This window comes from Arthrobacter sp. R4, from assembly GCF_051365025.1.
Taxonomy (GTDB): Bacteria; Actinomycetota; Actinomycetes; order Actinomycetales; family Micrococcaceae; genus Arthrobacter.
Genome location: NZ_JBLWIJ010000041.1, coordinates 1 through 24,285, shown reverse-complemented (window position 1 = coordinate 24,285; position 24,285 = coordinate 1). Strand labels below are relative to the sequence as shown.

The following is a 24,285-nucleotide window of genomic DNA, read 5'->3' as shown; positions in this document are numbered from 1 at the left end:
TTAAGACCCGTTCGGGCCGATTCATAAGCCCCGGGATTACCGCGAGGGACGTCCTGTTCTCGGTCAGTCCCACCCGGATGTCTTCATCGCCCCTGGTTGCGGCCCGGAAGTTCTTGAACTGGAGCCTGTGTGAATCGGCCACGAGCCCGGGTCCTCCCCGACTGGGTGCAACGGTTTGAGGACTTCCGTGCAAGTGCACCTGGTTTCTCTGCAGGCGGTGCAGGCAAATACGTGCACCGGAGTTCCCAACGCGGCGACAAGGAGATCCACCATGTGTACAGCTTGATTCATCAAAGCTCCCCCGCCGTCCCAGCGCCACGTACCCCTCCAGTCCCCCGAGTCGTAGTATTTCTGATCTCGCCACCAGTTGCTGGCGGCAATTCCGGATGTGAGCTGTCCCAACCCCCGGACTCAATCGCGGCGAGAACAATTTTTGTCGCCGGGTCGAAGCGATGTTGCGATACAACGCTGACCACCGTGCCCGCCCGCTGCTGGGCAGCGATGATCGCATCGGTTTTTTCGAGGGAAACCTCGGCTGGCTTCTCGATAAGTACGTGCTTGCCGGACCGGAGCGCCTCTATCGAAACCTCGCCGTGGGCTCCAGTAGGAGTAGAGACGGATACGGCTTCAAACCCAACGTTAGACAGGGCATCGGCAAGAGTGCTGTAGGCGCCGGGGCCATGCAGCGCAGCAAGAGTCCGTGCCCGCGCGACATCCGGATCCACAACCGACACCAACTCAAGCTCGTCACGCAACGGATGCATGACTTTGCCGTGATGGGCGCCGATGACTCCCGTGCCGACCAGAGCGAATCGCGTCCGTGTCCTCTATGTCACCTGCCGGCGTTCTGAAACGCGAATCGGTTGGTCAGCCATGCGCCGCATCGTCTGATGCTTTCAGCCGGAGGGACCGAGCCCCTGTCGACCTCAACCACAACCCAGCCTGTGAAAGCCGGCCCGGCCGCAGCCAGCACCTCCTCGATGTTGGCGTCCCCGGTACCGGGCTCGGTCCACAAACCCGACAGCACAGTCGATCGGTAGTCAATGTCTTCGATTCTGCTCAGCCGCGCAATACTGCTGTGGTAGTCCTTAATGTGGATTCCCGCGACTCTGGGCGCGTATTCGGCAATGACGTCGGCGGGGTTAACGCCTGTCCACGCGAGATGACCAGCGTCCGGCCCGAATTTGAGGACGCGCTCATCGACCCGGTCGAGAACGTATCTGGCTTCGTCGACGGTTTCAATCCACGTTCCGACATGGGGGTGCAGCGCTAGTATGGCGCCTTCAGAGACCATGATTTCGGCTGCCTGCGCGACGTATTCCGTTATGTGCGCCAAGCGGTCTTCGCGGCTATCAAATCCGACACCCGGATGGCGGACCCGCGGGGCAGTCTGGTCCATTCCAAGAGCCAGAAAGACCAGAGGGACGCCCAGGGCCGAGTTGTTGGCTGCCGTCAGGCGGGCACGTTCCAAGAACGGAAGTCGATCCGAGTCGTCCAAGACCCAAGGCATGGGTACGTAGCCTGGTCCGGGCCGGAGGCCGGCCTTGGCCAGTTCTGCACGATACGCCTCAGTAGAAACACTGGCCGGGACTTCGGTCTTAATGGCAGCAAATCCGGAGGCAGCGATAACCGGCAGCCTGTCCTGGAGCGGCGGGGCGAGCCGTGGATTAATCCATCCGTCTTCTGTGGCCAGCCACTGAATCGGGTTGAGGGCGAATTGTTGCGGGGAAAGGGGCACGGCGCGTCCTTGTCAGCGGTGAGGCAGCAAACGCCGGTCTAAAAATACCAGGCGTTGTCGGAATGCTATCGCCGCTCAAAAATTGCTAAAAGATGACGAATAAAATTCGTTTCTCGAACTTAAGACGTAGGTCACTATTCTTATATGCTTCGAAATTCAGTGGAACCCGCCGTCGATGAGTTCCGCGCCGCCGTCGGGGGTTTGGGATCGAGATTCGGGCTCGCCTCTATATTCGTCGATTTCGGTGACACCCAAGTAGCGGCGATGGAGGCAGAGAAGGTACTCAGCGCCGGCAACTTGAGCGGCGGCTCCTGGATGGAGTTCGAAGGAAGCACACTTGCCGTTCTGACCCGACCGCATCAAGAGGCACGGGAGATCATATCCGGTGCCTCTTGGCACGCTTGCTGTCGAATCGCCGCGCACCGCTGTTCTTCGAGAGACCCTGGTTGCGTACCTCCGCAACAACCGCAGCTGGTCCGCCACATCAAGAGAATTGCGGATCCATCGGCAGACTCTTGCCTACCGTCTCAAACGGATATCGGAGGAAACCGACCGAGTCCTCAACCGAAGCACCGACATCTCCGCACTATGGATTGCCTCGCAAGCATGGGCATCGCTGCATCCCCGAGTCACGCAACAGGTAGGTGACAGCGTTGACGGCCTGTAATGGCAGGTTTTCACTCCCGCCAAGCCAGACCGTGACCTCATGGAGTACATTGAGGCGGCGTTCGCGAAGACATTTGAGCGTCTTGCTTCGGGACAGATTTCGGTTACCGTGTCGCGCATGCGCCTAAGACGGGCTCTGGATCCGTGGTCGCGGCCCTGGCGGTCAGTGTCGTTTACAGATTGGTGAACAGAGAGGGACTTGTCGATGTCCAAACCATTTGTCCGACATGTGTCAGAGAGTTCGTGGACCGACTGGGATGATCCTCGTGATGGCCTGCTGTCGTACACGTCGACGATAGGTGACGGGACGACTCCGTCGGACACTCTGACGGCGGGCCTGACGAAGTTGCCGTCGGGAGGATGGCTAGGGCTGCATAGCCACGACGCCACCGAGGTTTATCACGTGCTGTCCGGAGAAGGTATCGTGCAGCTTGCGGGTGAACAGGAGCAAGTCAGCCAAGGAAGTCTGGTCTTTATCCCGTCCGGATGTGTCCATGGAATCCGCAACACAGGCGTCCACGAGCTCGAGTTCTTCTACGTGTATGACGCAGACTCGGCAACGGATGAGCGAACGCGGTACACCTACCCGGCTGAGCCCCCGCTGGACGCGTGACGTGCGCAAACGCACCACAGACTCAGGGAGAACGTAAAACATCTGCACTCGACCAGCCCACTTGGGGCCATCACCCCGTCACCATGTCCCCATGGCGGTGTGCGACCCTCCATTCGCCGTCCTCGCGCCGATAGATCTGCGTGGCTCGCAGGACATAACTTCGCGGCTCCCCGTCGACCGAGGCTGAAGTGTGCTCCAGTCCCGCTGTGTATGCCATGTCGCCCACAACGTCGTAAGCGAGCAGCTCGAATCTGTACGAGGTGCAGTCGGAGAACTGCCGCGCTAGGCCGGTGAACAATTCGTCGAGTTCCTGCTGTCCAAAAGCGCTCCGCCATGCACCAAGGACGCTCACAGTTTCCTTACGAGACCAGAGCGCCCTGCGCGGGCCGGGATCGCCGTTATGGATAGCCAGTTCCGCATCGTACAGCGCAGTCCTTACCCAGTCCAGGAAATCGGCGCGATCACTCATGCCACCAGTATGGTCCCAGCGCCCCGCCCACTGCGACCTCTTCCTCTGATCTCGCGCGCGGGACTATCAGTATCGCCGTTCGGCGCTTCATGTCTGCATATGGTCATCGCGGCTAGTGGGAACCGGTCACATCCCCGGAACTCGTGAGCAGAGGGTTCGCTACTATTCATCGATCAGATGGCTCTACTCCCTTCGATGCGCGACTGCGTACGTGGGGCCAAAAACGCCCGCCGGCGAGCAGCGGGCGCCGGACGTCTTCGTTGTGCGTGCCTTCGAGGAAGAGCACATACCGGGCAATCGTCCGGGCCCGGGAGGCGGTGCGGGGCACCGGAGATGATCCGGTGTGGCTCGCCGTCGAACATGAAATCGTGCCCTCCGATGTCGAAGTGGGGCACTGATGGATACCAATCCCTGGGATGGTGGGGACGTGGGGCAGGTTCTGCGGAAGGGGCCTGAAGGCGCGGTGGCTTCTGACCGTCGCTTCGTGTGCGTTCCGTCCGGGCCGCACCCTGCCAATTTGCGTCCCCACAAGATATGATAACGATTTCAGAGCCTAATCGTCCATGGCTTGAAGTTCAACAGATTGGAGAGTCCGTGCCCCCTTACGAGTACGCTGAACACGGGAAAATCTCGCCCGGCAAATTGTTCCTGGATCAGGACGGCAAAGTCGCCCAGCTCCACGGAGCAGGCATTCAGCAGTTTGATGACACCTTCTTTGCCTGGGGCGAAGACAAGACGTATGGGGGCACTTTCGGCGGCGTGGCCTGCTACTCCTCCCCCGATTTAGCCACTTGGACGTTTCACGGGCATTCCCTCCCCGTAACAGAAGATGTTCACGAGCTCGCGCCAGGCCGTGTTATTGAACGACCTAAAGTCCTGAGGAACCACAACGGAAAATACGTCATGTTCCTCCATGTGGATTCCAGTGACTATTCAGACGCAAAGGTTGGTTGGGCAATATCCGAGAAGCCTGAAGGCCCCTACGAATTCCTCCGTGCAGAACGGCCTCTGGGCAACATCAGCCGTGACATCGGCGTCTTTGCCGACGACGACGGCACCGGCTACCTCCTCAGCGAAGACAGGGACCACGGCCTTCAGATCTATCGCCTTTCGGACGACTACCTGTCCGTGGACAGCATCGTTTCCACCACGTTGGCACCTGAGAGCAATCATCCATTGGGAGCACATGGATATGAGTCCCCTGCCATGGTGAAGGTCGCCGGCCTCTACTATCTTTTCGGTTCGGACCTTACGGGTTGGTCCACCAACGACAATAAATACTCAACGGCAGAAGCCCCGAGTGGCCCATGGAGCGAGTGGGAGGATTTCGCACCGCCTGGCTCCGCCACCCACGACTCGCAGATTTCGACCGTCGTGAGTGTCAAAGGGGCGCAGGACACGTGCCATGTATACGTCGGGGACCGGTGGATCCGCGAGGACCTTTTTCACTCCGCGCCTGTCTGGCTGCCAATCCACATTTCCGACGGCAAAGCTTCCCTTGCTTGGACAGACGAATGGACCCTCAATGCCGGGACGGGCACATTCACGGCATAGCCTGACGGATGCGGCCTCCAACGCAAAACAGACGGTCCAGGATCCGGAGATCCTGGACCGTCTGCTTATGCGCCTACTGTCATCCGTCACCTAGTGGTGGCTGGACTCTTCCTGGTGACCAAGTCATTTTCATGAATCCAGCCATAGGGAATATCCGCCGAGACCGCTATTGAATAGTGGTCAAAAGTCGTGACGGGTAATTAGGATCCCGCCGCCCCGGTTTTTGGTGGCGTCCCTGCGAGCTGTCTCAACACTGCATTGAGGCGCTCCTCAACATCGGTCGCGCCGAGGGAACGGAGTTCGACCAGAATTCCCATACTCTTCCTTTCAAAGGTGGTCATGCGTCCCTGACGCGAAATATCGTTGACGCCAGGTGTTTGCCGCTCGCTCAGTTTCCGTAGAGTCGCAACTCAGCAACCCCCATGATGTCCCCGTTAACTAGGCGCACATACCGGTACTGGGAGTTGTCATTCACCGTCCATGGCTGCCAGGGAAGGACGCCCTTGGGTGCAGCCGGGGTCAGCCGCTTCCAGCTCTGCCCGTCATTTGAACCCTCCACCCGGAGGTCCCGCACCCGTGATGTGCCGTAGCCGTCCTGCCGCAGGAGGATCTCTGCCTTGCCCAGCTTCACGGACCCGTTGGTACCAAAGTCCCAAGTGATGCCGTAGATGCCGTCCACCTGTCGCGTGTCCGTATAGGTGGTCGACTTGTTATCGAAGAGCTTGACGGCGTCCGCGGTGTGGGTGCTGCTCGGCTGGAGGTTGGGGCGAAGCACAGCAGCGGAGGCGAACCGGCTGTCGATCAGCCCGGTGTTGCTGGAGACAAATAGCCCGGATCCATCACTCGTGGCTTCCACGGGATCCGCGGCTTTACCATCAGGTGTAGTGAAGTTGAGGGCGAAGGTCAGCGATGCACCTTCTCCGCCTTGCAACGTCCTCCTTGCAGCCCATTTACCGGGTTCCTCGGCGGTCACTGTCGCCGGTTATCCTTGAATGACCACCGAGATGTTGGTGTTTTGCGCGGCGCCCGTGAACCTGAGCTCAGCTGTATCGCCGTCCACTACCCGTCCCACCACGGCGTTCGGAGAACCAAGGGTCACCGTGTCCATGGCACCCACCGTCTCGCGGCGTTCTCCCTCAATCCGCAGGTCAGCCACGCTCCACACGCGGCCCGCTGGCTGCACTCCTTCCAATTGGAACTTGAGAAAGCGGTAGGACTGGTTGCGCAGTTCCTGCTTGACGGGAAGGTATTCGAAGGCATAGTCTTGGCCAACGGTTTGTGTCTCAGTCAGCAGTGTCCAGTCGGCGCCGTTGCTGGAACCGTAAACACTGGTTCCGCGGGTGCGGTCCGGAAAGGTATCGCGGGCCAGGAAGCCGAACCTGTCAGCGCGGAGTCGGTACGACGTCCCTGCGTCAAAGACCACCGAAGGGCCGGGAAGGTCACCCCACGTTGTCTGGTTACTGCCATCGATCAATGAGCCCAGCGTTGAAGCCGATATCTGGCTCGAGGTCACCAGCTTGGTGAAGTCCAAGGACCCGTCCTGAAGTTTCGGGTTCAGTTCGGCCAGTTGTTGCACCGCCAGCCGTAGGCCCTCCAGCAACGCCGCGAATCCGGCAGCATCCGTAGAGCCCTTGCCTGCCACGGCAGCTTCCTTGGCCTTGGCAAGAGCAGCCCAACTGGACGAGGTATAGAGCGCCTGGTTCTGAACGCCGGAAAGCAGGTAATCGATGGCGTCTTGGCGGTTAGCAACAACACTGATGGTAATGTGCAGAGCCGTCGTGGTTTGGCCGTCGTTAGCCACGGCCAGGAATGCCGCCCCATCCGCTCCGGGCTGCGGCGTCCATGCCAGGCGCCCATCGGCCGCGAGGGAGGCATCCGTCGGGGCACCCTGCAGACTGAGCGAGGGGGCACCGCCAGAGTCCGTGACCACCAGGTTGCGGGAAAACTGTTCGCCGGCCACAGCAACCGTGCTCACTCCGGGGGCGTCCTTGAAGACAGGTGGGGTCAAGAGGCCATTTGCCTGGCTGAGAACGCCGCTGACGTCGATCTGGGGAGAGCCGTCCTTCGCACGGAGGAAAAGGATGTTCTCACCCACCCTGCTTGTAGGAATTTTGTTCGAATCCAGGTCGAGCCAAACGTAGGTCCATTCATCGGCGGTGTCGGGGAGGGCAATTTCCGCGAAAGCCGTCGAGCTTGCCGTCCTGGCGGCCTGCAGCGTGGCAGTCCCGCGCGTCCTCACTTTGATTCCGACGAGGGATGTCTTTGTTCTGTCCGACCACACCATTCGGCGCACGGCCAGAACCGCGTCGCCCTTGTGGGAATCCAACCGGGTGAACTCCTGGCCGTTGGTGGTCATTTGCCTGGCGTCCTTGCCGATCACTTTTCCGTACTGCGCGGTGGACATCTCGGCTGTCGCAGCCGGCGCAGGCACGCTCACGTTCTCTGTTGCCAGCTGGGCCGGCAACGCTACCCAGTAATCCGCGGGGTTAAAGTCCGATCCGCGCGGATTCCAAAAGTTCTCGATGCCGGCACCGTTGTAATACAGGGGCCCGTCCCGCTTCTCGTGAAGCTCGGCAACATACGGCGCTTCCCGTTCAACGTTCACACCTTCCACGTACTTGTACTGATAGTAGATCTCGCTCATCATGTCCCGGAGCCGTCCCCTGTAGGCCTGGGAAAGGGAGCTGGAGCCGCCAGAGGTGTCAATGAACGGCACTTCTTCACCCATCATGAACTGGACATATTTGTCAGCTCCCTTCAGCAGCCGATTTCCAAGGAAGCCGTAGGGGCTGACGGCGTCCGCGTCCTGGGATACTGTGCCGTGAACAGGGTCCAGGCGGGTGCCTTGATTGTTGATCATTCGCGAGATGGAACCGAGAAGGGTAATGTCGCCTTCGGCGTGAGCTTGGTCGCGGCCCATCTCGACGAGCTCCACAAAGTCATGGCCGAAGGGGTTGCGCGGATCGTCCGACTTGACTTCGCGCAGCAGTGCAGCGAGGCTGCCGTTGACGTCCCCGCCATTAATGGTGCCGTTGATTTCGTAGGTGGAATTTACGGAGAACCACTCAACCCGTTCGGCGTACAGCTGCGGATCATCTATGAAGATCGCTCCCGAGAGCATGCCGATCACGCCGTACAGGTGCTGGTTCCACAACCTGTTCTGCGAATAGAGGAACGTCCTTATGGTGGGCAGGACCATGTTGTCCTTGGCCCTCTGCTGGTCGCGCTCTGTCCACCTGAGATCGTAGCCATTGAGGTCAGAGTTGGCCGGCTGCGTTGAACGGATAATTTCGGCCGCGCTCACGAACTGATAGAGCGGCACACCCGTGTGGATGTGGGAGTCCGGAAAGTATTTGTATTTCGCGGGATCCATGCTGCTCCATGTCCGGAGAACGTGAAGCGCATTGGCCCGGTAGACCTCCTCACCGGTCATGACATACATGAGGGCCTGGGTGAGGGCTCCCAGGCTGTCCGTGTGCGCTTTTCCACGCATGGACGCTTGGTCGTAAGCATTGTTCAGTGGTGTGTCGTCAGTGGCGCCTTGGTTTCCAGCGACATAATCCCGGGACGCGTACTTGGTCTCCGACATCGCCTTGTAGTAGCTCGACCACGGTTCAACGCCGGCTTTGACCTGCTTCTGGGCGTTCTGTAGCTGGCTGGCAGTCATGCCCGCTCCAGGGTGCGTGAAACCGGCGGAACTGACGGTTTGTGTGATCTGGGGCAGAGCCACCTCAGTGCCCTCCACGGCGTCGGCAGATGCCGGCGTCAGTCCGGCGATCCCTATGAAAGCAGTCAATGTACCGGCAAGGACTCTAAGCAGTCCGGGAATGGAACCGGGTTTATGCCGGACAGTCGTTGAACCACGGGATCTTCCCGTGCCGCTGTCATCGTGAGGAAAGTGCTGCATTGCATATCTCCCTTTTTTGGTGGAAATGGTGGACCCTGGCCTCGATTCCCTGTGATGGGGACGCCTTTCAGCCACCCAGCAACCAGTCCGGAACCGATGAGGGTCCGGGCTGCGCTTCTGGGGCCGGATTGGTAGTCTTGGGCACCATTCGGGCGCGAGACGTCGCTTGGGGGTCCCATTGAGCGTGCGGCTGGAGTGATGCCAGGGCACAGGATCTATCGCGAAGCTGGCGTGCTCGGATATCAGAACCGACGGCCACCAACTTGGTGATCTACATCACTGATATCGATTTCATACTAAATCAATAAGGGCTCCTGTTTCAATGCCATCCGCCATTTTGAGTCCTCCGCGGTGAACGTCCCGGCAATGTTGGGATCAGTACCTGATACGTATGAGTCGGGCGCTGTTCTGCTCCGGAAGTTCTAGCTTCAGCTCCAGCCTGCCCTCGGGGCCTGGAACCAGGACCGCCACGCCTCCGGTCCGGGAGGGATACAGAACCTCCACGGTAGCCCTCGGCCCCACCTCGCCCGGGAGTCCTATGTGCCGCAACTGGCTTCCCGCTCTCCGGTAAACGGCAACCACCACCGAGCGTCCTTCCAGGAACGCGCCTTGAGCAACCCAGTCGTCACGCCAGGCCGGAAGGCCCAAGGGAAAGAACGGCCGGCTCTGCGGTATGGCACGGCGCAGACCTTTGTAGAGGGCAATGGCTTCTGCCACTACAGCCCGCTGACCAGGTTCAAGGGTGTCAATCCGTCCTGCAAGGTGGACCCTTGAAAGCATCGAGCTGATCATGGAGAAAGCCAGTTGCTCGTCACCCATGGACCCATCAACCGATGCCCAGACACCCGCCTGCTCCGGCGGCAAAGCCATGGGCGCCGCCGCCGAGATGGCCGGGATTTTGGCGTAGTCCTGCTGATCGGTCAGGGAGAGGATGGGAAAGGAAGAGCACGAGGCCCCGTCCAGGCGGGATCCGCCGGCCGCACACCCTTCAATGGTCAGCCCGGGGTGGCGATCCATGGTGGCAGAAACCCATGCGAGGAATGCCCTGTTGTGTTCCATCAGCCCCGAGCCGGCAGACCCGTTCAAGTCGGAACCGGCTCCAATGTCAATGTTGTAGTCGAGCTTGAGGTAGCCAAGACCGAAATCCTCCATCAACCGGTCCACCACTCGGTCCAAATGCGCCCGGGCCGCTGGATGACGCAGATCCAGCTGGTACCTGCCCCACTCCTGGACCCGCTGGCCCTTTCTGCTGAAGAACGCCGCATCCGGAAGGGACCGCGCTGTCCGGCTCCTGCTGCCAACAACTTCAGGCTCCAGCCAAAGACCCGGCTGCATGCCGGCGCGCCGGATTCTGTCGATCACTGAAGCAAGACCGCCGCCGGGGAATCTGTTCGAGGACGGCTCCCACTCACCTACAGAGTCCCACCAGCCGCCATTCTCGTCGTCGTACCAGCCGGCGTCGATACAAAAAACCTCCGCACCCAAAGCGGCCGCTGCTTCAATCAGCGGAATCTCCTTTTTGGTGGTGGGATCAGACATGAGGCAGTTCAAAAAATCGTTGTAAACAACCGGCAGGGCCGTGTTATCGGCGTGCGGCCGGCGCATGCGGCGCCGATAGGATGTCAGCTCCGCAGCTACCGCGTCAATGCCTCCCCGGGGCGCAATGGCGACGGCGGCAGGAACAGTTGTGAAGGACGACCCGGGTTCCAGGCGCACATCCCACTGGTGCTCTTCAAAGGTGGGCCCCGAAAGAACCAAAGCGACGTCGTTGTACCTGTCAGCCAGCTCGTAATGCCAAGCGCCATTGTGTTCTACCTGCCACGCCATCATGCGTCCGGTGGATACGTCTTCAAGTATTCCCATGGGCAACTGCTCCGATGTGGACCAGGCGCCGGTTGACGTGGCGGTGATCCGATTCTTCGAGCCCACTTGGTTGTACTGCACCATCCCCACATTGATCAGGCCACGGCTGGCGAGCGACCCTTTGGCCCAGCGAAACTCACCGGACCAGGGATTGAACGCGTGCCAAAGCTGCAGTTCCTCTTCCCAGTCCGTGCCGTTGCCCAGTCCTGAAATGGCAAACGACGAAACGTATTCCAGTTCCACTTGTGCTCCTGCGGCCTTGACCTCCGTCCATGTGCGGACTACGGCACCGGCTTCCGCCACCTCGTAATGAGCAATGGCGTGGATCCCGGAGCCTTCGTCGTTGGCATGGACTTCCAAACGCCGCACTCCATGGGCCTCCGATTCCCTGAATTCGAGCAACCGCAAGTCCTGGGACGTGAGCCCGTCCATGTGCCGCTTTCCCGCGGTTCCGTTCCTGCCTTGACCAGCTAGGGAGAGCTCAACCACGGGACGGGACGAACGCACCAGGTTGGCAAGCTGCAGCGGAGCATCATCTTTGTGGGTAATCGCGAGCAGGCGTGGCGCGATTGCCGGGCCGTGCAGGAAGTGAAGCTGGAGCAAGCCGTTGCCCCAGGTGAACATGGAGGTACCGGGATGCAGACCCTCCTCTTGTTCATCCGCTTGTTTAAAGGCCAGCGCTGCGGGCTCCGGGTGGGTGGCGGTCATGGGGGCGTTCTCCTGAGGTCAATGGGGACGCGGCCACAGGCTGTTCTGCACGGGCCACGTTGGTCGGCTCACTCTATGATATCGATATCAGACATGCAATGCCCTCTGCGGCTGCGTGTAACGAACGCCACAAGCCGCCCTTGCCAAGCGCTGCAAAGGCCCTTACTCTGATATCGATATCAGCTTCCAGCCAATCCCGTCGGACAGCGCCCACCGGGCGCCCAGGAAGCCATCTCTCCAAGGAGCATCATGAATGCAATGAAGCGTTTTATTACCGGAGCCGCGGCAGTCTCCCTCGCGGCTTCGCTGGCAGCATGCGGAGGCGGACCAGCCGCGACCCCGGCCGGCCCCTCAGCTGATCCAGGGGTGGAGGGAACGGATTCGCAGCCCGTTACCCTCAACTACTGGGGCTGGAAGAAAGGTACAGCGGACCAGGTCAAGCTGTTCAACGCGGCCCATAAGAACGTCCAAATCAAATACACAGAAGTCAAGGGCGGGTCGGACGCCCTAAACGGCCTGCGCAACGCCGCATCAGCAGGCAACGCGCCTGATCTTCAACAAGGTAACCAGGACTGGATGGTTCCGTTGGTGGCGGAGAAAGTGGCAGCCGATGTCACTCCCTGGCTCTCACCCAGCAAGGACAAGTTCCGCGAATCGGCCTATAAAGCTTCGCAGGTCAATGACCACAACTACGTCGTCCCTACGGAGCAGGCCCCCCAGTTCTTCGTCTACCAGAAGCCGATCTATGACGCAGCAAATCTCAGCGCACCCAAGACCATGGATGAATTCGTGGACCAGGGCAAGGTGCTGGCAGGGCAAGGACACAAAATAACCAACATGGCCGGCGAGGATCCCTCCACGTTGGTGAACTGGGCCTGGCAGGCCGGCGCCCAGTGGTACAAGGCCGATGGAGACACCTGGAAGATCAACTTCCTGGATAGGGCAACCATGGAGGCGGCTGACGTTACGCAAAAGTTGATCGACGAGGGCGCCATCTCAACCCAGACCTTTGCCGATTACGCCGCCGTGCAGCAGATGTATGACAAGGGAAACACGGCCACCCGGCACATCTGGACGTGGTCCACCAATGGCATGGTGAGTAATTTCAAGGAATCCTTCGGCAACTGGGCGGCAGCACCGATACCTGAATTCAGCACGGGAGGCAATGCCAACGTCAGCCCCATTGGGGGAATCTTCGTCACCGAGCAGTCCAAGTCCAAAAAGGCGGCGGCCGAAGCAGCAGTCTGGCTGGCTACAGAGAAGGAATCAGTAACCATTGCCGCAGACCCCATCAAGGGTGCTTCCTCGTTCCCCGTCATTGCGGACTCTGACTCGTACGTGAGCACGCTGCTCCCCGAGAAGCTCTTCGGCGCCAACCACGCCGAGGCCGTGAAGGTGGCTGTCGAAGCATCCAAGAACATCGCCCCGGACTGGACCTACGGGCCCAACTACACCGCCATGTACACCGAGCTGGCCGACGGATGGGCCAGGGTGATCACCAAACAACAGAAGGTCACGGACCTGCTCAAGCACATGCAGGAATGGACGATCAACGACCTGAAAAAGAAGGGAATCAACGCTGCCGACGGCTCCGTATAGCCAGGCGCAGGCGGGTGGCCGCAATGCAGGCCACCCGCCTTCCCTTCGAAATCAGCCACTAAGGAAGTAGCATGTCCTCTCTGACTCAACGGGCCGGGCGTCCCACACAAGCACCGTCCAAATCCAACCGACTCGGCTGGCGGACTCTTCTCGCCGCCAAGGGTGCAGCCTTCACGTTGCCTTTCGCCGCAGGTTTCGTTGTCCTGTTCATCCTGCCCCTCGGATATGCAGTGTTCCAAAGCCTCTACAGCGTGAAGTCGTCCGGCCTGGGACTCTCAGGTAATACGACGGTCTTTGTGGGGTTGGACAACTTCATTACCGCCGCAACCGATCCCAGGTTTTGGGAGTCCATGGGACGCGTTGCGGTGTTCGCGTGCGTTCAGGTTCCCATCAAACTCGCTTTGTCCCTCATGCTCGCGCTCGGTCTGGACTACCTCAAAGGAAGGGTGGTAGCCGGTCTCCGCATCGGCCTTTTGATCCCCTATATGATTCCCGGCGTGGTGGGCACCCTGGTGTGGATCTATCTCTACTCCCCCGAAATTGGGCCGCTCACGGAATTCGGCAAATTTTTCTCCCTCAACTGGAACTTCCTCTCTGATGCCATGATGTGGCCGTCCATTGGCAACTTGCTCACCTGGGACAGCATTGGGTTCAACATGCTGATCATCTATGCGTCCTTGCAGGCAATCAGCCCTGAACTCTTCGAAGCTGCCCGGCTCGATGGCGCTGGCGAGGCGCGAATCGCTTTGTCGATCAAGGTTCCTTTTGTCCGCAGCGCTTTGGTGCTGACCGGCATGTTGTCCATCATCGGACTTCTTCAGATCTTCGCTGAACCCTTGCTCTTCAGGTCGTTCGTCCCGGAGGTGGTCACCAAGGACTACACCCCCACGCTGATGATCTTCAACCAAGCCTTTGATTCCAACAACTACAACTACGCCGCCGCGTTGTCGCTGATCTTCGCCGTCGTCATTGCCGGGGCGTCGTTCCTTTACTACAAATTCACCAACAAGCCGGAAGCCTGACGTCATGAGCACCACAAACTCAATTCCCACAAATGTGGCTCCGGAAGACAACGCGGTCCTGTCAACCACTGTGGTCCGCAGCCCGGAAATCCCCGCCGGAAAGCGCGAAGAGACGCTGTCAAGGATTCGCCGCCGGGGCGGCACCCGCCCGGCGTTGCCCGTAGGCGCCAAGCAAAACAGGTCATCCCAGCTTCTGGTCCTGGTTGGCATGGGCCTGGCCGTCATCTATTCCGCCGGCCCTATCTGGTGGCTGATCGTCGCATCCACCAAAGGTCAATCCGATCTCTACGGCGCCAAGGGCCTCGAATCGTTGTGGTTTGCGGACTTCAACCTCTGGGAAAATCTGCAGCAAATATTCGTTTACGACGACGGCTACTACTTCCGCTGGATGCTCAACTCGGTGCTGTACGCGGGTGTCGGCTCATTTGTTGCGATGTTGATTTCCCTCGCCGCAGGATATGGCCTGGCCCGGTACGAATTCCGCGGCAAAAAGGTGGTCTTCGGTGCGGTGGTTGCATCCTTCCTGCTGCCCTCGGCCCTCCTGACCATCCCGCTCTATCTTCAGTTTTCCTCGTGGGGGCTGGTCGGGACCCCATGGGCCGTCCTTATTCCCTCGTTCATCAGCCCCTTCAGCGTCTATCTGGCCAAGGTCTACATTGAGGGAGCAATCCCGGCAGAACTCCTGGAAGCGGCACGAATAGATGGCGCAGGCGAGTTCAGGATCTTCGTCCAGGTTGTCATGAGGCTGATGACCACCGGCGCCGCCACCATTTTTCTGCTTGCCTTCGTGGGCAACTGGAATAGCTTCTTCATGCCTTTGACTATGCTGGGCACCTCGGGCAAGGAGAACTGGCCGCTGGCATTGGGTCTGTACAACTGGGCAGGAAAGCGGACATTGGCGGGGGAAACCGTGGACGGCACCAGCATGCTCATTCTCGGATCGCTGCTCGCCATTGTTCCTTTGGCGATCTTCATGGTCGCCATGCAGCGTTTCTGGAAGTCAGGCGTAACACTTGGCGCGGTGAAGTAAATGACGAGCAGCAAGAAACCGCGCACGATGGCCGTCATGTCACCGTCCGGGCTCTTTGATCAACTCTTCTCCCTGGAAGCCCAAGCCAAGTGGCACGCCACGGCTGAACACGCGAGGTACGTTTTTGAGGACTTCGAGTCACCGACCGCACGTCGGATCCTGGCAGAGACAGAGGTACTCATCACTGGATGGGGATGCCCGCCGCTCACCCATGAAACCCTTGGCATGGCGCCGCATTTGAAAGCTGTCATCCACGCTGGCGGGGTCATCTCGGACAAGATGCCACCGCTTCCGCGCGGCCGGGACATCAAGGCCTCCAACGCCGGCGAAGTCAACGGCATGCCGGTAGCGGAGTATACCGTTGCCATGATTCTCCTTGCCAACAAGCAGGCCTTCAGCGCGGCCAGGCTGTACCAGGAACAGAGGAGATTCATCGACCGTGAGCAGGAGTTTCCCACCGCGGGGAACTACCGAAAGGTCATCGGACTGATCGGGGCATCACGCATCGGCCGGATGACGGCCAAACTATTGCAGCCTTTCGAGTTCGAGGTATGGCTCTACGATCCGTACCTCGCTCCGGAGGAAGCGAGCGAACTAGGCGTGAAACTTGTCTCCCTTATTGAGCTCATGGCTGCAAGTGATGTGGTGTCCATCCATGTTCCTGTGACACCGGAAACAACGGGGATGATTGGAGCCGCCGAGTTGGCAGCAATGCGGGCCGGGGCAACGCTTATCAACACTGCACGGGGTGAGATCCTGGACCAGGATGCCCTCGAGACAGAGTTGATTTCCGGGCGTATCCACGCCATTCTCGATGTGGCTGTACCGGACGTCCTTCCCGCCGAACACGTTCTTTACGAACTGCCGAATGTTGTCCTGACTCCACACATAGCCGGCTCAATGGGAACCGAGCTGCAGAGGATGGGCGACCACGTGGTGGCCGAACTGGAGCGGTACGCCGCAGGCTTGCCCTTTACCCACCCCGAGCATCTGGCGACTGCCCAAGCCGGCGAGCACCTGGAGCCGATAGCATGACCACCCTCATCAACCCGGTTCTGCCGGGTTTCCCCCTATCCCTCCCTCATCAGGGTGGGTGACTGGTACTACTTGGCGAACAGCTCGTTCAAATGGTTTCCTGCTGTCCCTATCCACCGGTTAAGGGACCTGCGCACTTGGGAGTCTGCAGGTTCCTTTGACGGTCATGCGGAGGCACTTGGGCTCCTGGGCATCCAGGACCCGGCGGGGTGTGGGCTCCTTCCGTGAGCTGGACCAACGGAACGTTCTGGTTGGGCTTTAGGGTCGTCACAGGATTTGGTGGCCCCCATAAGGACATGGACACATATGTGACCAGGCCCCCGAGGTATCGGGTCAATGGGCGCCGCCGGCCAGGGTCACCACGACCGGACGTGGGAAGTTCGCCGGCATCAACCTCCAGGAACTGGATTCAGAAGGCGCCTCCACCATCTCAGAGCCCCGAATCATCCACCGGCGCGAGGAACTCGTTGAAGGCCACGAGGAGATCGTTGTGAGTCAGGACGGAACCCTCTTTCTGGCCCACCTCGCCAGCCGTTGATTGGAGAAGGACCACGCCAACATTCCATCCTGGGTAGGGAGACCTGTATGCAACGCCTAGCAAGAACAGAAGATCAAGGCTGCGCGGTGGCACCAGCACGGCAGCCTCCGTGACCAATCTCTGGTGGCCCGCAGGCTCACTTCGACATCCCTGGACGCCAGCGTGCTCATCGAGGCGAACCCCAGGAACTACAGCCAAAGCGCCGTCTGATTTTCTGCTACAACACTGACAACTACTTCTACCTCCGGGGACGGACCAGAAGCGCTTATGGTCCCACCTTGAACAGCCTCAACCTCCGTGATGACCACAGGGACAACTGCGTTTCACGGGAGCTTTTGTGGGAGTCGCGGTCCAGGATCTATGGGACCCCAAATTCACTGCCGACTTCCGTGGCTTCACCTACTGCCCGCTGGACTCGGTCCGCCGCCAGTGACTTCGAAGCACGATGGAGAAACCCCTTCAAGTGCCCTGCGTGTTGGTGGTTTCCCGCTGAAACCGATTGCGGAAGGCTACTATTGAGCTGTCGCTTCCCCTGTCAAAAGGGGGGGGACGGAAGATGCCCGCGACGTGAACCGAACTGTAGCTGAGGACAACCATGAGGACATCACCGACTCCGCGTCAACCAGTCATTGCTGATGTAGCGCGGTTGGCTGGAGTCTCCGTTCCCACGGTCTCGAGGGTACTCACCGGCAACATTCCCGTCAGCGATGAGAAACGCCAGCGCGTCGAGGCCGCTATCGAGGAGCTGAACTACCGCCCCAGTTCCTTGGCGCGGGCGCTCAAAAGCGGCCAGCGGACCATGGTCGCCATCTTCGCCGCAAGCACCTCCACTTACGGGTACGCCAACACTGTCGCAGGCATTGAGGAAGTAGCCCAGGCCGAAGGGTTCTCTGTGGTGGTTTCCGTGGTCAAGTCCGCCGAGCCATCAGATGTTAGGGCGGCCATGGAGGTGGCACTGCAGCAACAGCTCGCGGGCATTATTGTTTTGGATTTTGATCCTTCAGCCGCCGAGGTACTGAAGCAGCTCCCGGAGAACATTCCAGTGGTGGCAGCCTCGGGTTTCTCTTCCGGCCAGCCTGGTTTTCCATATGCGTACTTGGACGAATATGCTGCGGGCCGGGAAGCCACCGAGCATCTCCTAGGCCTTGGGCACCCCATGGTTCACCACCTCGGCCTGTACCCTCTCACGCAGTTCTCCGGACGGTACCAAGGCTGGTTCGACGCTCAAATGGAGGCCGGAATCACTCCTCCGCCCGTCCTGGAAGCTTCCAGGGAACTACGGTCCGGATACGAGCAAGGACTCAAGATCGCCACTTCACCGGATATCACGGCAGTCTTTTGCTCGAATGATGGCCTGGCCATTGCAGCGCTGCGTGCCCTGTCCGAGAAAGGCATCAGGGTTCCCCAGGATGTGTCAATTATCGGCTGGGACAACCAGCCCTTCAGCGAATTCACCAGGCCGGCCCTGTCTACTGTGGCTCCTGACTTCAAAGATCTGGGTTCCCGTGCATTCCGCCTGCTGCACCGCCTCGTCAATCGGGAGCAGGACGTAAGCGATTCAGTAGCCGCACCTTTGTTGCTTCAGCGTGAATCGACCGCGATGCATTCATCACGTTCGGCACGGAGAGTCGGGTAGCACATAACACGTGCGGCATCGGGCCCTGATCCAGCCTCTGCAGCAAGAGGTCGCTGCGACGTTGTGCACGACCTCGTCGGGGATGTTCCAGTCACCGCGGCACTGTGCTTCATCGAAGCAGACTGGCCGCTGATCGGGGGCGCGTTCTCGACTCGAGGCGCTCACGTGCTCTGGCCGACACGGCTAGCCAATTGCTTACAGAGTAAACAGGCGGCGACGTTGATGTGGCCAGGATGCGTGAGTTCATAGCCTCGCGATTCAAACCTGCATGACATCAGGAGCCGACGTTCGAAGCTGCTCGGGAAGCACCTTGGAGGATCGGCTATGGCACAAGGGGTGACATTTGTCGCTGCCAAAATGCGCCATCTATCGCTGCGATTCACGCCCCGTCCACCGGACTGACTCATTCTTCTTGGAGTGGTGTCTTGAAAAGCTTTTCAAGACACCACTCCAAATAGTCCCACTACTTCTTTCCTGCTGCTGACCCTCGGGCGGTACCTACAGCCGGACAAGGACGGGCACGTAGTCGCCCGTGCCATCATCCCTGCGCTTAACAAGGCGGGCGGTGTGCCCGAGACCGAGGTGGAAGCCGCGACGTTCCCCCTCCGTGTGGTCCGCGCTTGCGCTGCGGCCTGCGGTTTTTCCTTGATTGAAGGGTCATGGGTCAAAATGAACGACGATGCTGGTGTCGCCGGAGACGGATGCGACGACGGAGGCGGCCAGGTCCCGTAGTTTCAGGTGTCTGGTACTGGCAGCGCGGAGGAGAATCTTGAAAGCGGTGTCGTGGTCGCAGCGGTTTTGGCTCATCACCACTCCTAGTGCCGAATCAATGACCGTTCTATGTTCAAGTGCTGCGTACAAGTCGCGTACGGTTTCCGTAAGCTTGGTGATTCCCAGGGCGGAGCGGAGCATCCTTGAGGCCTGCTCGGCGAATGCCTCAGCGGCATAGATGTCGTTACGAGAGAACGCATCTGATGTGACTGCGGTTAGGCTCATGACCGCCTGGTTTGGGCCTTCCACTTCCAGGGGGATGCTCAGGCAAGATCTGATACTTGCTTCGGTGGCGAATCTGGCAAGGCGGGGCCAGCGGTCATCGCCGGTCAAGTCGGAGGAATGGACCGTGCGTTGCTCGGTCATGGCTGTCAGGTTTGGACCTTGTTTGAGGTAGTCCTCCAATTGGTCCAGTGACCGGGCCAAGGGTCCACTCGATGCCTTTATTGGATGCTTTTTCGGGCGGCTGATTGTTATGCAGCACGCGGCGTCGGGGCTATCGCAGTTCACCGTGTCTGCGGCGACGGCAATGAGGCTTTCCAGGAAATCCTCGAGTTTTCCGTCGTTCAGAATGAGGTCCTCCAGTTCCATAGCCAAATCCGGTTCCGGTATGGACGCGGTCATGGTCGTGGTCTTTCTGCAGTAGTCATGGATCAGGCCAGTACCGGCGCATTCACGGACTTCGCTGATTGCGTCTGCGGCAGCGCGTTTGTCGCCGAATGGTCCTGAAACGGCGAGGACGCTGCCGTCGGGCGCGAGGAGTTGGAAACGTATGTGGAACTGATCATCGGTGAACAGTTCGAAATGTCCGGCCATGATGGCCATCCTCCCTGCCGGGTCAAGATCGGGGTCCTGAGCTGCCGGCGGGTAGAAATTATGATTTGGTAGGCGCGGGGCCAGAGGTGAGTCAGATCCCGCTACTTCGCTGCTTCCATCATCTGGCGGGGTGTCCGTGTCTGAACAATTGATGGCGTGTCTTTGTAGGCGGCCTCGTCGGGGAGCGATGATGTAGGCGGGTGGCGGCGGTTCGCAGTTGCGCGATACGGATTGTGCCGGTGATTGCCACGAGGAATCCGCCGATGACCGCAGCGATGGAAAGGGCGATGCCAAGGGGCACCGAGCCCACGAGCCCGAAGTACTGCACGTGCACCTGTTCTTGGTTTTGCAGGATGAAGGCAATCAGGAGTCCCAGCAATACAAGGACAGCGACGGTGGCCGCCCAAACAAGGGCAGCCCGGGTGGTGTGCGGCGGCCCTCCAGTGGGGCTGTTGGAGGGCGTACGTGACCCGATCGCCGGTTGCCGTGCAGGCGGTGGAGGGATGGACGTTCGAGGAGTTAGCGGATTTGTTTGCATGGTGCCACCTTCCTTTCAGGTTTCATGGCGTGTCTCCTCTGGCCCTGTTTGAAGTCCGATGCCTTTGGTGAACCAGTGGGCCCCGGCCATCATCAACAGGAAGCCGACCGCGCCGACAATGATGAGTTCTGTTGCGATGCCTACTATGACGAGGGAGAATGCGCCTACCAGCGTAAGGACTCCACGGACCATAGTGGCGGACTCCCGAGGGTGCTCGCCGGACGCACCGTTCTGCAGCGCCCTGTCCAGGTCCGGGTCAGTGGAAACCAGCTCCTGTTCGAGCATTTCAAGGCGTTTGCGTTCTTCCTCTGACAGTGCCATGGACTCCTCGCTAACTTAAAAGATCATGCCGGTGGGATCAACGTTGGACACTTGGATAGTCAAGTGATGTTGCGGTGCCCCCTGCATGGCTATTCGCGGTGTCCGGCAACAACCCGCCGCAGGTCGCTCCTGCGGATTAGGCGCGTCGTTGATCGAAGCTGAATCCACATGCGCACCGGTACGTGAGCGGGCTGCCGTCGTTCTTTGTTGAGGTTCGATCGTCCGGCGGGGCCGGATGAGCGATGATCAGTTGCATTTCCTCACCGCAGTGGATGTGTGAGCTCAGCATCCGGCGCAGTTCCGGATCCTCTGATGGCCTGCCCGGTAGGGCACTTCCCAGCTGTTCCTGTTGCCAGGACCGACGGGCTGCTTGCGGGTTCTGTCGCTGGGTCATTTTGCCGCTCCCTTGCCTTAGCCCAGCGAGGCAAGGAGTTCGGCGCAGGCGTGCTCACAGTGCCGGCAGGCTTCGGCGCACATCTCGCAGTGGCGGTGCATCGAGGCGTGCTGCGCGCATTCCTCGGCACAGGCCCTGCAGGCGCTGCGGCACGTTTCGAGCACTGAACGGGTGAGCTCAGCCTTGTCGCCGGTATGGCGGGAGAGGATCTTGCCCGCGGCCGCGCAGATGTCTACGCAGTCAAGGTTGGTGCGGATGCATTGTGTGAGCTCGGCAACCATGTCCTCACTCAGGCAGGCGTCGGCGCAGGCGGTGCAGGTTTGCGCGCAGTCAAAACATGCCTGGATGCATTCGGCGAGCTTGGTCCTGTTGATGCTTCCCAAGTCCTTGGGGTAGACGTCCAGCATGGAGTTTACGTGTGTCATTACAATCTCTTTCCAGGGGTAAACAGCAGGGGTTGATGAGGTTGAACGGCGGACCGTTCTACGTCCTGCTGATGGAAAGCTCGACCACGGTAAGCGCGGGCAGGCCAGGCTCCGGAGGCTCTGCGCCGTTGAGCAGCGCGTCGCCGGGCTGCTGGTAATTCACGGATGGCGGGTCCAAGGCGCCGGTCCTCATCGGGACTGGTTCGCCGCGGGGCGCATGGCGCCGTTGGCAGCAGTCCCTTTCGACTTCTTCAGTCCCAGATGATGGCGCGGCGTGGTGTGTGGCGCCCGTTGACTGCGAGGTCGATACTGAAGGATCCGCGGCGGGATTGGCTGCTAGTTCCGCTGGCGGCGGCAATTCCTGGGGACCCAGGTCGTCCGCTGTCTGAACCGGGCCGCATCCGGGAACGATGGCGTACCGGCTGCCGGAGGTATAGGAAGCGGCTCCCGTGAGGAGAAGGGTCAGAAGAAGCCACACGAATAAGCTCCGCAGCGAAACTGGGCAGCGAAGCATTCGTGGTGAGGACCAGTTCAGCGCGGCCATCTCCGAATCCCGGTATGTGCCATATAAACAGCTTAGCTACGGGCGCTCATCGGATGGTCACGCATGTATCACTTTTAGGCTTCAACTTGAGTGGCCCTATGGCTGAAGGATCCAGTGAGCACCGCTGAGTCGCGTCGTCCCGTGATCCACTGCCCCTTTCATTCGTGGCCGTTCATGCCTGCGCGAGTCCTTGCGAATCTGCCTTTTTCAGTAAGCGTCGCAGCTCCGGGGCGGAATAATCCGCAGCGAGGATAGCGAGACGCATCTGCTCCAGATGGTCCAGGGTCTCCTCACGGTACTCGCCCCTAGGGTCGCACCAGGCCACCTCGTGAAGGAGCCCAAGGAGACGGTCCGCAACGGCAGGGTCACGGGCTCCGTATTTCCTGGGCTGATCCATGGCCATGTCAAGCAAGTCCCGCAGCGTGGGGAGGGACAACACCACCCTGATGCGCCCGTCATCGTCAGTGAGATGCTCCGGCCCGGGATTCCTTTCCGCCAGCCGGCACAGGAGGTCTGAGAGGTGGCCAATGACGTGAACTGCGGTGGTGGGGTCGTTAATGCCTGGCGAAAGGGCACGTACGGCAACATCCACCAGCTGCCGGAAACCGAACCCCACGTCCTGGACGTTGGTGCGTTCAAAACCTGTTGCCAGTGCCGCATTCACCTCATGGGTCAACTTCTCTCGGGTTTCCGCTCCAAGTATTACTCCCCTTTCCACGGCCCAGGCAGTGGCGAAGGGAACTCCCACCACCAGGGAACTGCCCGGTGGCACGTCCAACCGCACCACCGCCCCGTATTTCTTGACAGCGTGGAGGAGCGCGTCTTTATCAACGGAGGTCAAAAATCCTGAGGAGTAGGAATTGATGGGAACGCCACTGGCAGGGACGGGACCCGGTCCAGCCGCTGGCCGGTCTTCGGCAAAGACCCGGTCGATGGTTTCCTGCGCTTCCAGATTGACCCGGCGCATCATGGTTTCCACCCGGATCTCCCGTGCCAAATGCGCCAGGAAGAGCACCAGGCCGACCACGCTGGCGATGGCCAGCGCAAACGCGGCAGTGACCGAGATTTCCGGTACGAAGGCGGCGTTACCATTGCTCTCGTCGCGGACGCTCCGGAGGACCGTAAGCGCAAAGGCGAAGGCCGCCAGAAAGAGGGCAAGTGTTCCGTGGACGAACCGGTCAGAAGTGAAGGTCCGTAAAAGCCGAGGCGAAAACTGACTGCTGGCCAGCTGCAGCGTGACCACCGTAAGCGAGAAGGTCAGGGACGTGACCGTGATGAGGGATCCCGAGATGGCCTGCAGGATGGAGCGGGCAGCTTCCGGACCTCCACTGAAAAGAAAAACTCCGACGTTTTCCGGGAGCTCGCCGTCAACAGCTGAATCCAAGGCAGGCAGCGCCACTCCCAGCACCACGGCCAGTGCCACCGCCAAGGCAGGAAGCGGCCATAACTGGGTCCGCAGCGAGTCAAGCACGTGCGCCGCTCGGCCGTTCATCACCAGCACTCCGTCTGGAGCGAGAGTGCTTCAATCATGAGCTCCTGCTTTCCTGACCCGGCCCGGTGCGCTGCGGCCGCCGTCCTACTGCCCATTGGTGCACCTAACCGAAGGGGAAATACTAAGCGTACTGTCAGTGACGGTGTCCCTGTCCTTGATATTGCCGATTTCTCTATCGAAGGAGCATGAAGCGTATGTGGTTTGATTCCTGGCCGGAGATTCTCCGTATCCTGACCATCGGCTCAGTGTCCTAGGTGTACTGCCCAGGGACGTTGGTTGGGTGAATGTGATGACTCGCTGGAGTCGTTGACTCATGGGTGAGGACCTCCGGTTGCACAGTGGAGTTGCTTAGACAACCGCTGAGGCGACCAGGAGGTCCTCATGTCCCACGCTAATGCCGCTTTGACTCCGCGCCAACGGTTACGCCTCGCGCGTCTCGTCGTTGACCAGGGATGGCCGGTGTCCCGGGCTGCCGAGCAGTTCAATTGCTCCTGGGTTACGGCCAGACGCTGGGCTGAACGCTATGCCGCGATGGGCGAGTCGGGCATGACCGACAGGTCCTCGCGCCCGCACCAGGTGGTGAACCGGACCCCGCAGCAACTCGTT

The 24,285-nt window shown here is 60.0% G+C and carries 22 protein-coding genes and 1 pseudogene; 10 read left to right on the top strand and 13 right to left on the bottom strand.

All coding sequences use genetic code 11. The annotated features are described in order from the left end of the window. Window positions 1-63: 63 nt before the first annotated feature. From ACLKOZ_RS20885 to ACLKOZ_RS20875, 3 genes are all read right to left on the bottom strand, one after another. Complete coding sequence (locus tag ACLKOZ_RS20885; RefSeq protein ID WP_436478005.1) at window positions 64-402, bottom strand: Gfo/Idh/MocA family protein; 339 nt, start codon at window positions 400-402, stop codon at window positions 64-66. Then, window positions 291-764 carry a Gfo/Idh/MocA family protein gene (locus ACLKOZ_RS20880; RefSeq protein WP_436478003.1) on the bottom strand — a complete coding sequence of 158 codons (474 nt, stop codon included), beginning with the start codon at window positions 762-764 and terminating at the stop codon, window positions 291-293. The genes ACLKOZ_RS20885 and ACLKOZ_RS20880 overlap by 112 nt, the downstream gene beginning before the upstream one ends. Before the next feature lie 68 nt (window positions 765-832). Continuing rightward, window positions 833-1,738: a sugar phosphate isomerase/epimerase family protein gene (locus ACLKOZ_RS20875; protein WP_436478001.1), complete on the bottom strand. Its 906-nt coding sequence runs from the start codon at window positions 1,736-1,738 to the stop codon at window positions 833-835. Window positions 1,739-2,123: 385 nt separating this feature from the next. Here ACLKOZ_RS20875 and ACLKOZ_RS20870 point away from each other — a divergent pair, with 385 nt between their 5' ends. Together ACLKOZ_RS20870 and ACLKOZ_RS20865 are read left to right on the top strand one after the other, a co-directional pair. Then, on the top strand, window positions 2,124-2,405 hold the full coding sequence (locus ACLKOZ_RS20870; protein ID WP_436477999.1) for a helix-turn-helix domain-containing protein: 282 nt from the start codon (window positions 2,124-2,126) through the stop codon (window positions 2,403-2,405). Window positions 2,406-2,609: 204 nt separating this feature from the next. Then, on the top strand, window positions 2,610-3,017 hold the full coding sequence (locus ACLKOZ_RS20865) for a cupin domain-containing protein (protein ID WP_436477997.1): 408 nt from the start codon (window positions 2,610-2,612) through the stop codon (window positions 3,015-3,017). A 70-nt stretch (window positions 3,018-3,087) separates the two neighbouring features. Here the strand turns inward: ACLKOZ_RS20865 and ACLKOZ_RS20860 are convergent, their stop codons facing one another. Continuing rightward, a complete protein-coding gene (locus ACLKOZ_RS20860; RefSeq protein WP_436477995.1) occupies window positions 3,088-3,486 on the bottom strand; it encodes a nuclear transport factor 2 family protein in 399 nt (132 codons plus the stop codon). Window positions 3,487-4,080: 594 nt separating this feature from the next. Here ACLKOZ_RS20860 and ACLKOZ_RS20855 point away from each other — a divergent pair. Beyond that, entirely contained in the window at window positions 4,081-5,040 is a 960-nt protein-coding gene (locus ACLKOZ_RS20855; protein WP_436477993.1) for a family 43 glycosylhydrolase, read from the top strand. Between the two features lie 388 nt (window positions 5,041-5,428). Here the strand turns inward: ACLKOZ_RS20855 and ACLKOZ_RS20850 are convergent, their stop codons facing one another. The 3 genes from ACLKOZ_RS20850 to ACLKOZ_RS20840 all read right to left on the bottom strand — a co-directional run bounded on the left by ACLKOZ_RS20850 (window position 5,429) and on the right by ACLKOZ_RS20840 (window position 11,518). Further along, window positions 5,429-6,013, bottom strand: a complete 585-nt coding sequence (locus tag ACLKOZ_RS20850; protein WP_436477991.1) for a discoidin domain-containing protein — start codon at window positions 6,011-6,013, stop codon at window positions 5,429-5,431. Window positions 6,014-6,022: 9 nt separating this feature from the next. After that, window positions 6,023-8,836, bottom strand: a complete 2,814-nt coding sequence (locus ACLKOZ_RS20845) for a hypothetical protein (RefSeq protein ID WP_436477989.1) — start codon at window positions 8,834-8,836, stop codon at window positions 6,023-6,025. Between the two features lie 486 nt (window positions 8,837-9,322). Beyond that, window positions 9,323-11,518, bottom strand: a complete 2,196-nt coding sequence (locus tag ACLKOZ_RS20840) for an alpha-galactosidase (RefSeq protein WP_436477987.1) — start codon at window positions 11,516-11,518, stop codon at window positions 9,323-9,325. 249 nt (window positions 11,519-11,767) lie between these two features. Between ACLKOZ_RS20840 and ACLKOZ_RS20835 the strand changes: the two genes are divergently transcribed. The 5 genes and pseudogenes from ACLKOZ_RS20835 to ACLKOZ_RS20815 form a co-directional block, all read left to right on the top strand. Then, complete coding sequence (locus ACLKOZ_RS20835) at window positions 11,768-13,117, top strand: ABC transporter substrate-binding protein (RefSeq protein WP_436477985.1); 1,350 nt, start codon at window positions 11,768-11,770, stop codon at window positions 13,115-13,117. A 71-nt stretch (window positions 13,118-13,188) separates the two neighbouring features. Next, window positions 13,189-14,139: a carbohydrate ABC transporter permease gene (locus tag ACLKOZ_RS20830; protein WP_436477983.1), complete on the top strand. Its 951-nt coding sequence runs from the start codon at window positions 13,189-13,191 to the stop codon at window positions 14,137-14,139. A 4-nt stretch (window positions 14,140-14,143) separates the two neighbouring features. Continuing rightward, window positions 14,144-15,169, top strand: a complete 1,026-nt coding sequence (locus tag ACLKOZ_RS20825) for a carbohydrate ABC transporter permease (RefSeq protein WP_436477981.1) — start codon at window positions 14,144-14,146, stop codon at window positions 15,167-15,169. After that, window positions 15,170-16,204 carry a hydroxyacid dehydrogenase gene (locus ACLKOZ_RS20820; RefSeq protein ID WP_436477979.1) on the top strand — a complete coding sequence of 345 codons (1,035 nt, stop codon included), beginning with the start codon at window positions 15,170-15,172 and terminating at the stop codon, window positions 16,202-16,204. 45 nt (window positions 16,205-16,249) lie between these two features. Next, window positions 16,250-16,432: pseudogene (locus tag ACLKOZ_RS20815) on the top strand (family 43 glycosylhydrolase); the annotation flags it as partial. A gap of 202 nt (window positions 16,433-16,634) precedes the next feature. Here ACLKOZ_RS20815 and ACLKOZ_RS20810 read toward each other — a convergent pair. After that, a complete protein-coding gene (locus ACLKOZ_RS20810) occupies window positions 16,635-16,757 on the bottom strand; it encodes a hypothetical protein (protein WP_436477977.1) in 123 nt (40 codons plus the stop codon). 580 nt (window positions 16,758-17,337) lie between these two features. On the opposite strand from ACLKOZ_RS20810, the gene ACLKOZ_RS20805 reads away from it, so the two are divergent. Then, the gene (locus tag ACLKOZ_RS20805; protein WP_436477975.1) at window positions 17,338-18,378 is read left to right on the top strand and encodes a LacI family DNA-binding transcriptional regulator; all 1,041 of its coding nucleotides are present in this window, start codon (window positions 17,338-17,340) and stop codon (window positions 18,376-18,378) included. Between the two features lie 657 nt (window positions 18,379-19,035). Here the strand turns inward: ACLKOZ_RS20805 and ACLKOZ_RS20800 are convergent. The 5 genes from ACLKOZ_RS20800 to ACLKOZ_RS20780 form a co-directional block, all read right to left on the bottom strand. Then, complete coding sequence (locus ACLKOZ_RS20800; protein ID WP_436477973.1) at window positions 19,036-19,974, bottom strand: ANTAR domain-containing protein; 939 nt, start codon at window positions 19,972-19,974, stop codon at window positions 19,036-19,038. Window positions 19,975-20,083: 109 nt separating this feature from the next. Next, window positions 20,084-20,503: a LapA family protein gene (locus ACLKOZ_RS20795; RefSeq protein WP_436477971.1), complete on the bottom strand. Its 420-nt coding sequence runs from the start codon at window positions 20,501-20,503 to the stop codon at window positions 20,084-20,086. A 15-nt stretch (window positions 20,504-20,518) separates the two neighbouring features. Next, window positions 20,519-20,824, bottom strand: coding sequence for a DUF3040 domain-containing protein (locus tag ACLKOZ_RS20790; RefSeq protein ID WP_436477969.1), 306 nt, complete (start codon window positions 20,822-20,824; stop codon window positions 20,519-20,521). 411 nt (window positions 20,825-21,235) lie between these two features. Continuing rightward, entirely contained in the window at window positions 21,236-21,643 is a 408-nt protein-coding gene (locus tag ACLKOZ_RS20785; protein WP_436477967.1) for a four-helix bundle copper-binding protein, read from the bottom strand. Window positions 21,644-22,359: 716 nt separating this feature from the next. Next, window positions 22,360-23,679: a DUF2254 domain-containing protein gene (locus ACLKOZ_RS20780; protein WP_436477965.1), complete on the bottom strand. Its 1,320-nt coding sequence runs from the start codon at window positions 23,677-23,679 to the stop codon at window positions 22,360-22,362. Window positions 23,680-24,060: 381 nt separating this feature from the next. On the opposite strand from ACLKOZ_RS20780, the gene ACLKOZ_RS20775 reads away from it, so the two are divergent. Further along, a partial coding sequence (locus ACLKOZ_RS20775) for a helix-turn-helix domain-containing protein (RefSeq protein WP_436477964.1) occupies window positions 24,061-24,285 on the top strand: 225 nt, incomplete at its 3' end.

Bases quoted from the DNA above. Each gene is read 5' to 3' on its own strand.
- ACLKOZ_RS20880 (WP_436478003.1), bottom strand. From the start codon at position 764: ATGCATCCGTTGCGTGACGAGCTTGAGTTGGTGTCGGTTGTGGATCCG.
- ACLKOZ_RS20865 (WP_436477997.1), top strand. From the start codon at position 2,610: ATGTCCAAACCATTTGTCCGACATGTGTCAGAGAGTTCGTGGACCGAC.
- ACLKOZ_RS20860 (WP_436477995.1), bottom strand. From the start codon at position 3,486: ATGAGTGATCGCGCCGATTTCCTGGACTGGGTAAGGACTGCGCTGTAC.
- ACLKOZ_RS20840 (WP_436477987.1), bottom strand. From the start codon at position 11,518: ATGACCGCCACCCACCCGGAGCCCGCAGCGCTGGCCTTTAAACAAGCG.
- ACLKOZ_RS20835 (WP_436477985.1), top strand. From the start codon at position 11,768: ATGAATGCAATGAAGCGTTTTATTACCGGAGCCGCGGCAGTCTCCCTC.
- ACLKOZ_RS20830 (WP_436477983.1), top strand. From the start codon at position 13,189: ATGTCCTCTCTGACTCAACGGGCCGGGCGTCCCACACAAGCACCGTCC.
- ACLKOZ_RS20825 (WP_436477981.1), top strand. From the start codon at position 14,144: ATGAGCACCACAAACTCAATTCCCACAAATGTGGCTCCGGAAGACAAC.
- ACLKOZ_RS20820 (WP_436477979.1), top strand. From the start codon at position 15,170: ATGACGAGCAGCAAGAAACCGCGCACGATGGCCGTCATGTCACCGTCC.
- ACLKOZ_RS20805 (WP_436477975.1), top strand. From the start codon at position 17,338: ATGAGGACATCACCGACTCCGCGTCAACCAGTCATTGCTGATGTAGCG.
- ACLKOZ_RS20800 (WP_436477973.1), bottom strand. From the start codon at position 19,974: ATGGCCATCATGGCCGGACATTTCGAACTGTTCACCGATGATCAGTTC.
- ACLKOZ_RS20795 (WP_436477971.1), bottom strand. From the start codon at position 20,503: ATGCAAACAAATCCGCTAACTCCTCGAACGTCCATCCCTCCACCGCCT.
- ACLKOZ_RS20790 (WP_436477969.1), bottom strand. From the start codon at position 20,824: ATGGCACTGTCAGAGGAAGAACGCAAACGCCTTGAAATGCTCGAACAG.
- ACLKOZ_RS20785 (WP_436477967.1), bottom strand. From the start codon at position 21,643: ATGACACACGTAAACTCCATGCTGGACGTCTACCCCAAGGACTTGGGA.
- ACLKOZ_RS20780 (WP_436477965.1), bottom strand. From the start codon at position 23,679: ATGAACGGCCGAGCGGCGCACGTGCTTGACTCGCTGCGGACCCAGTTA.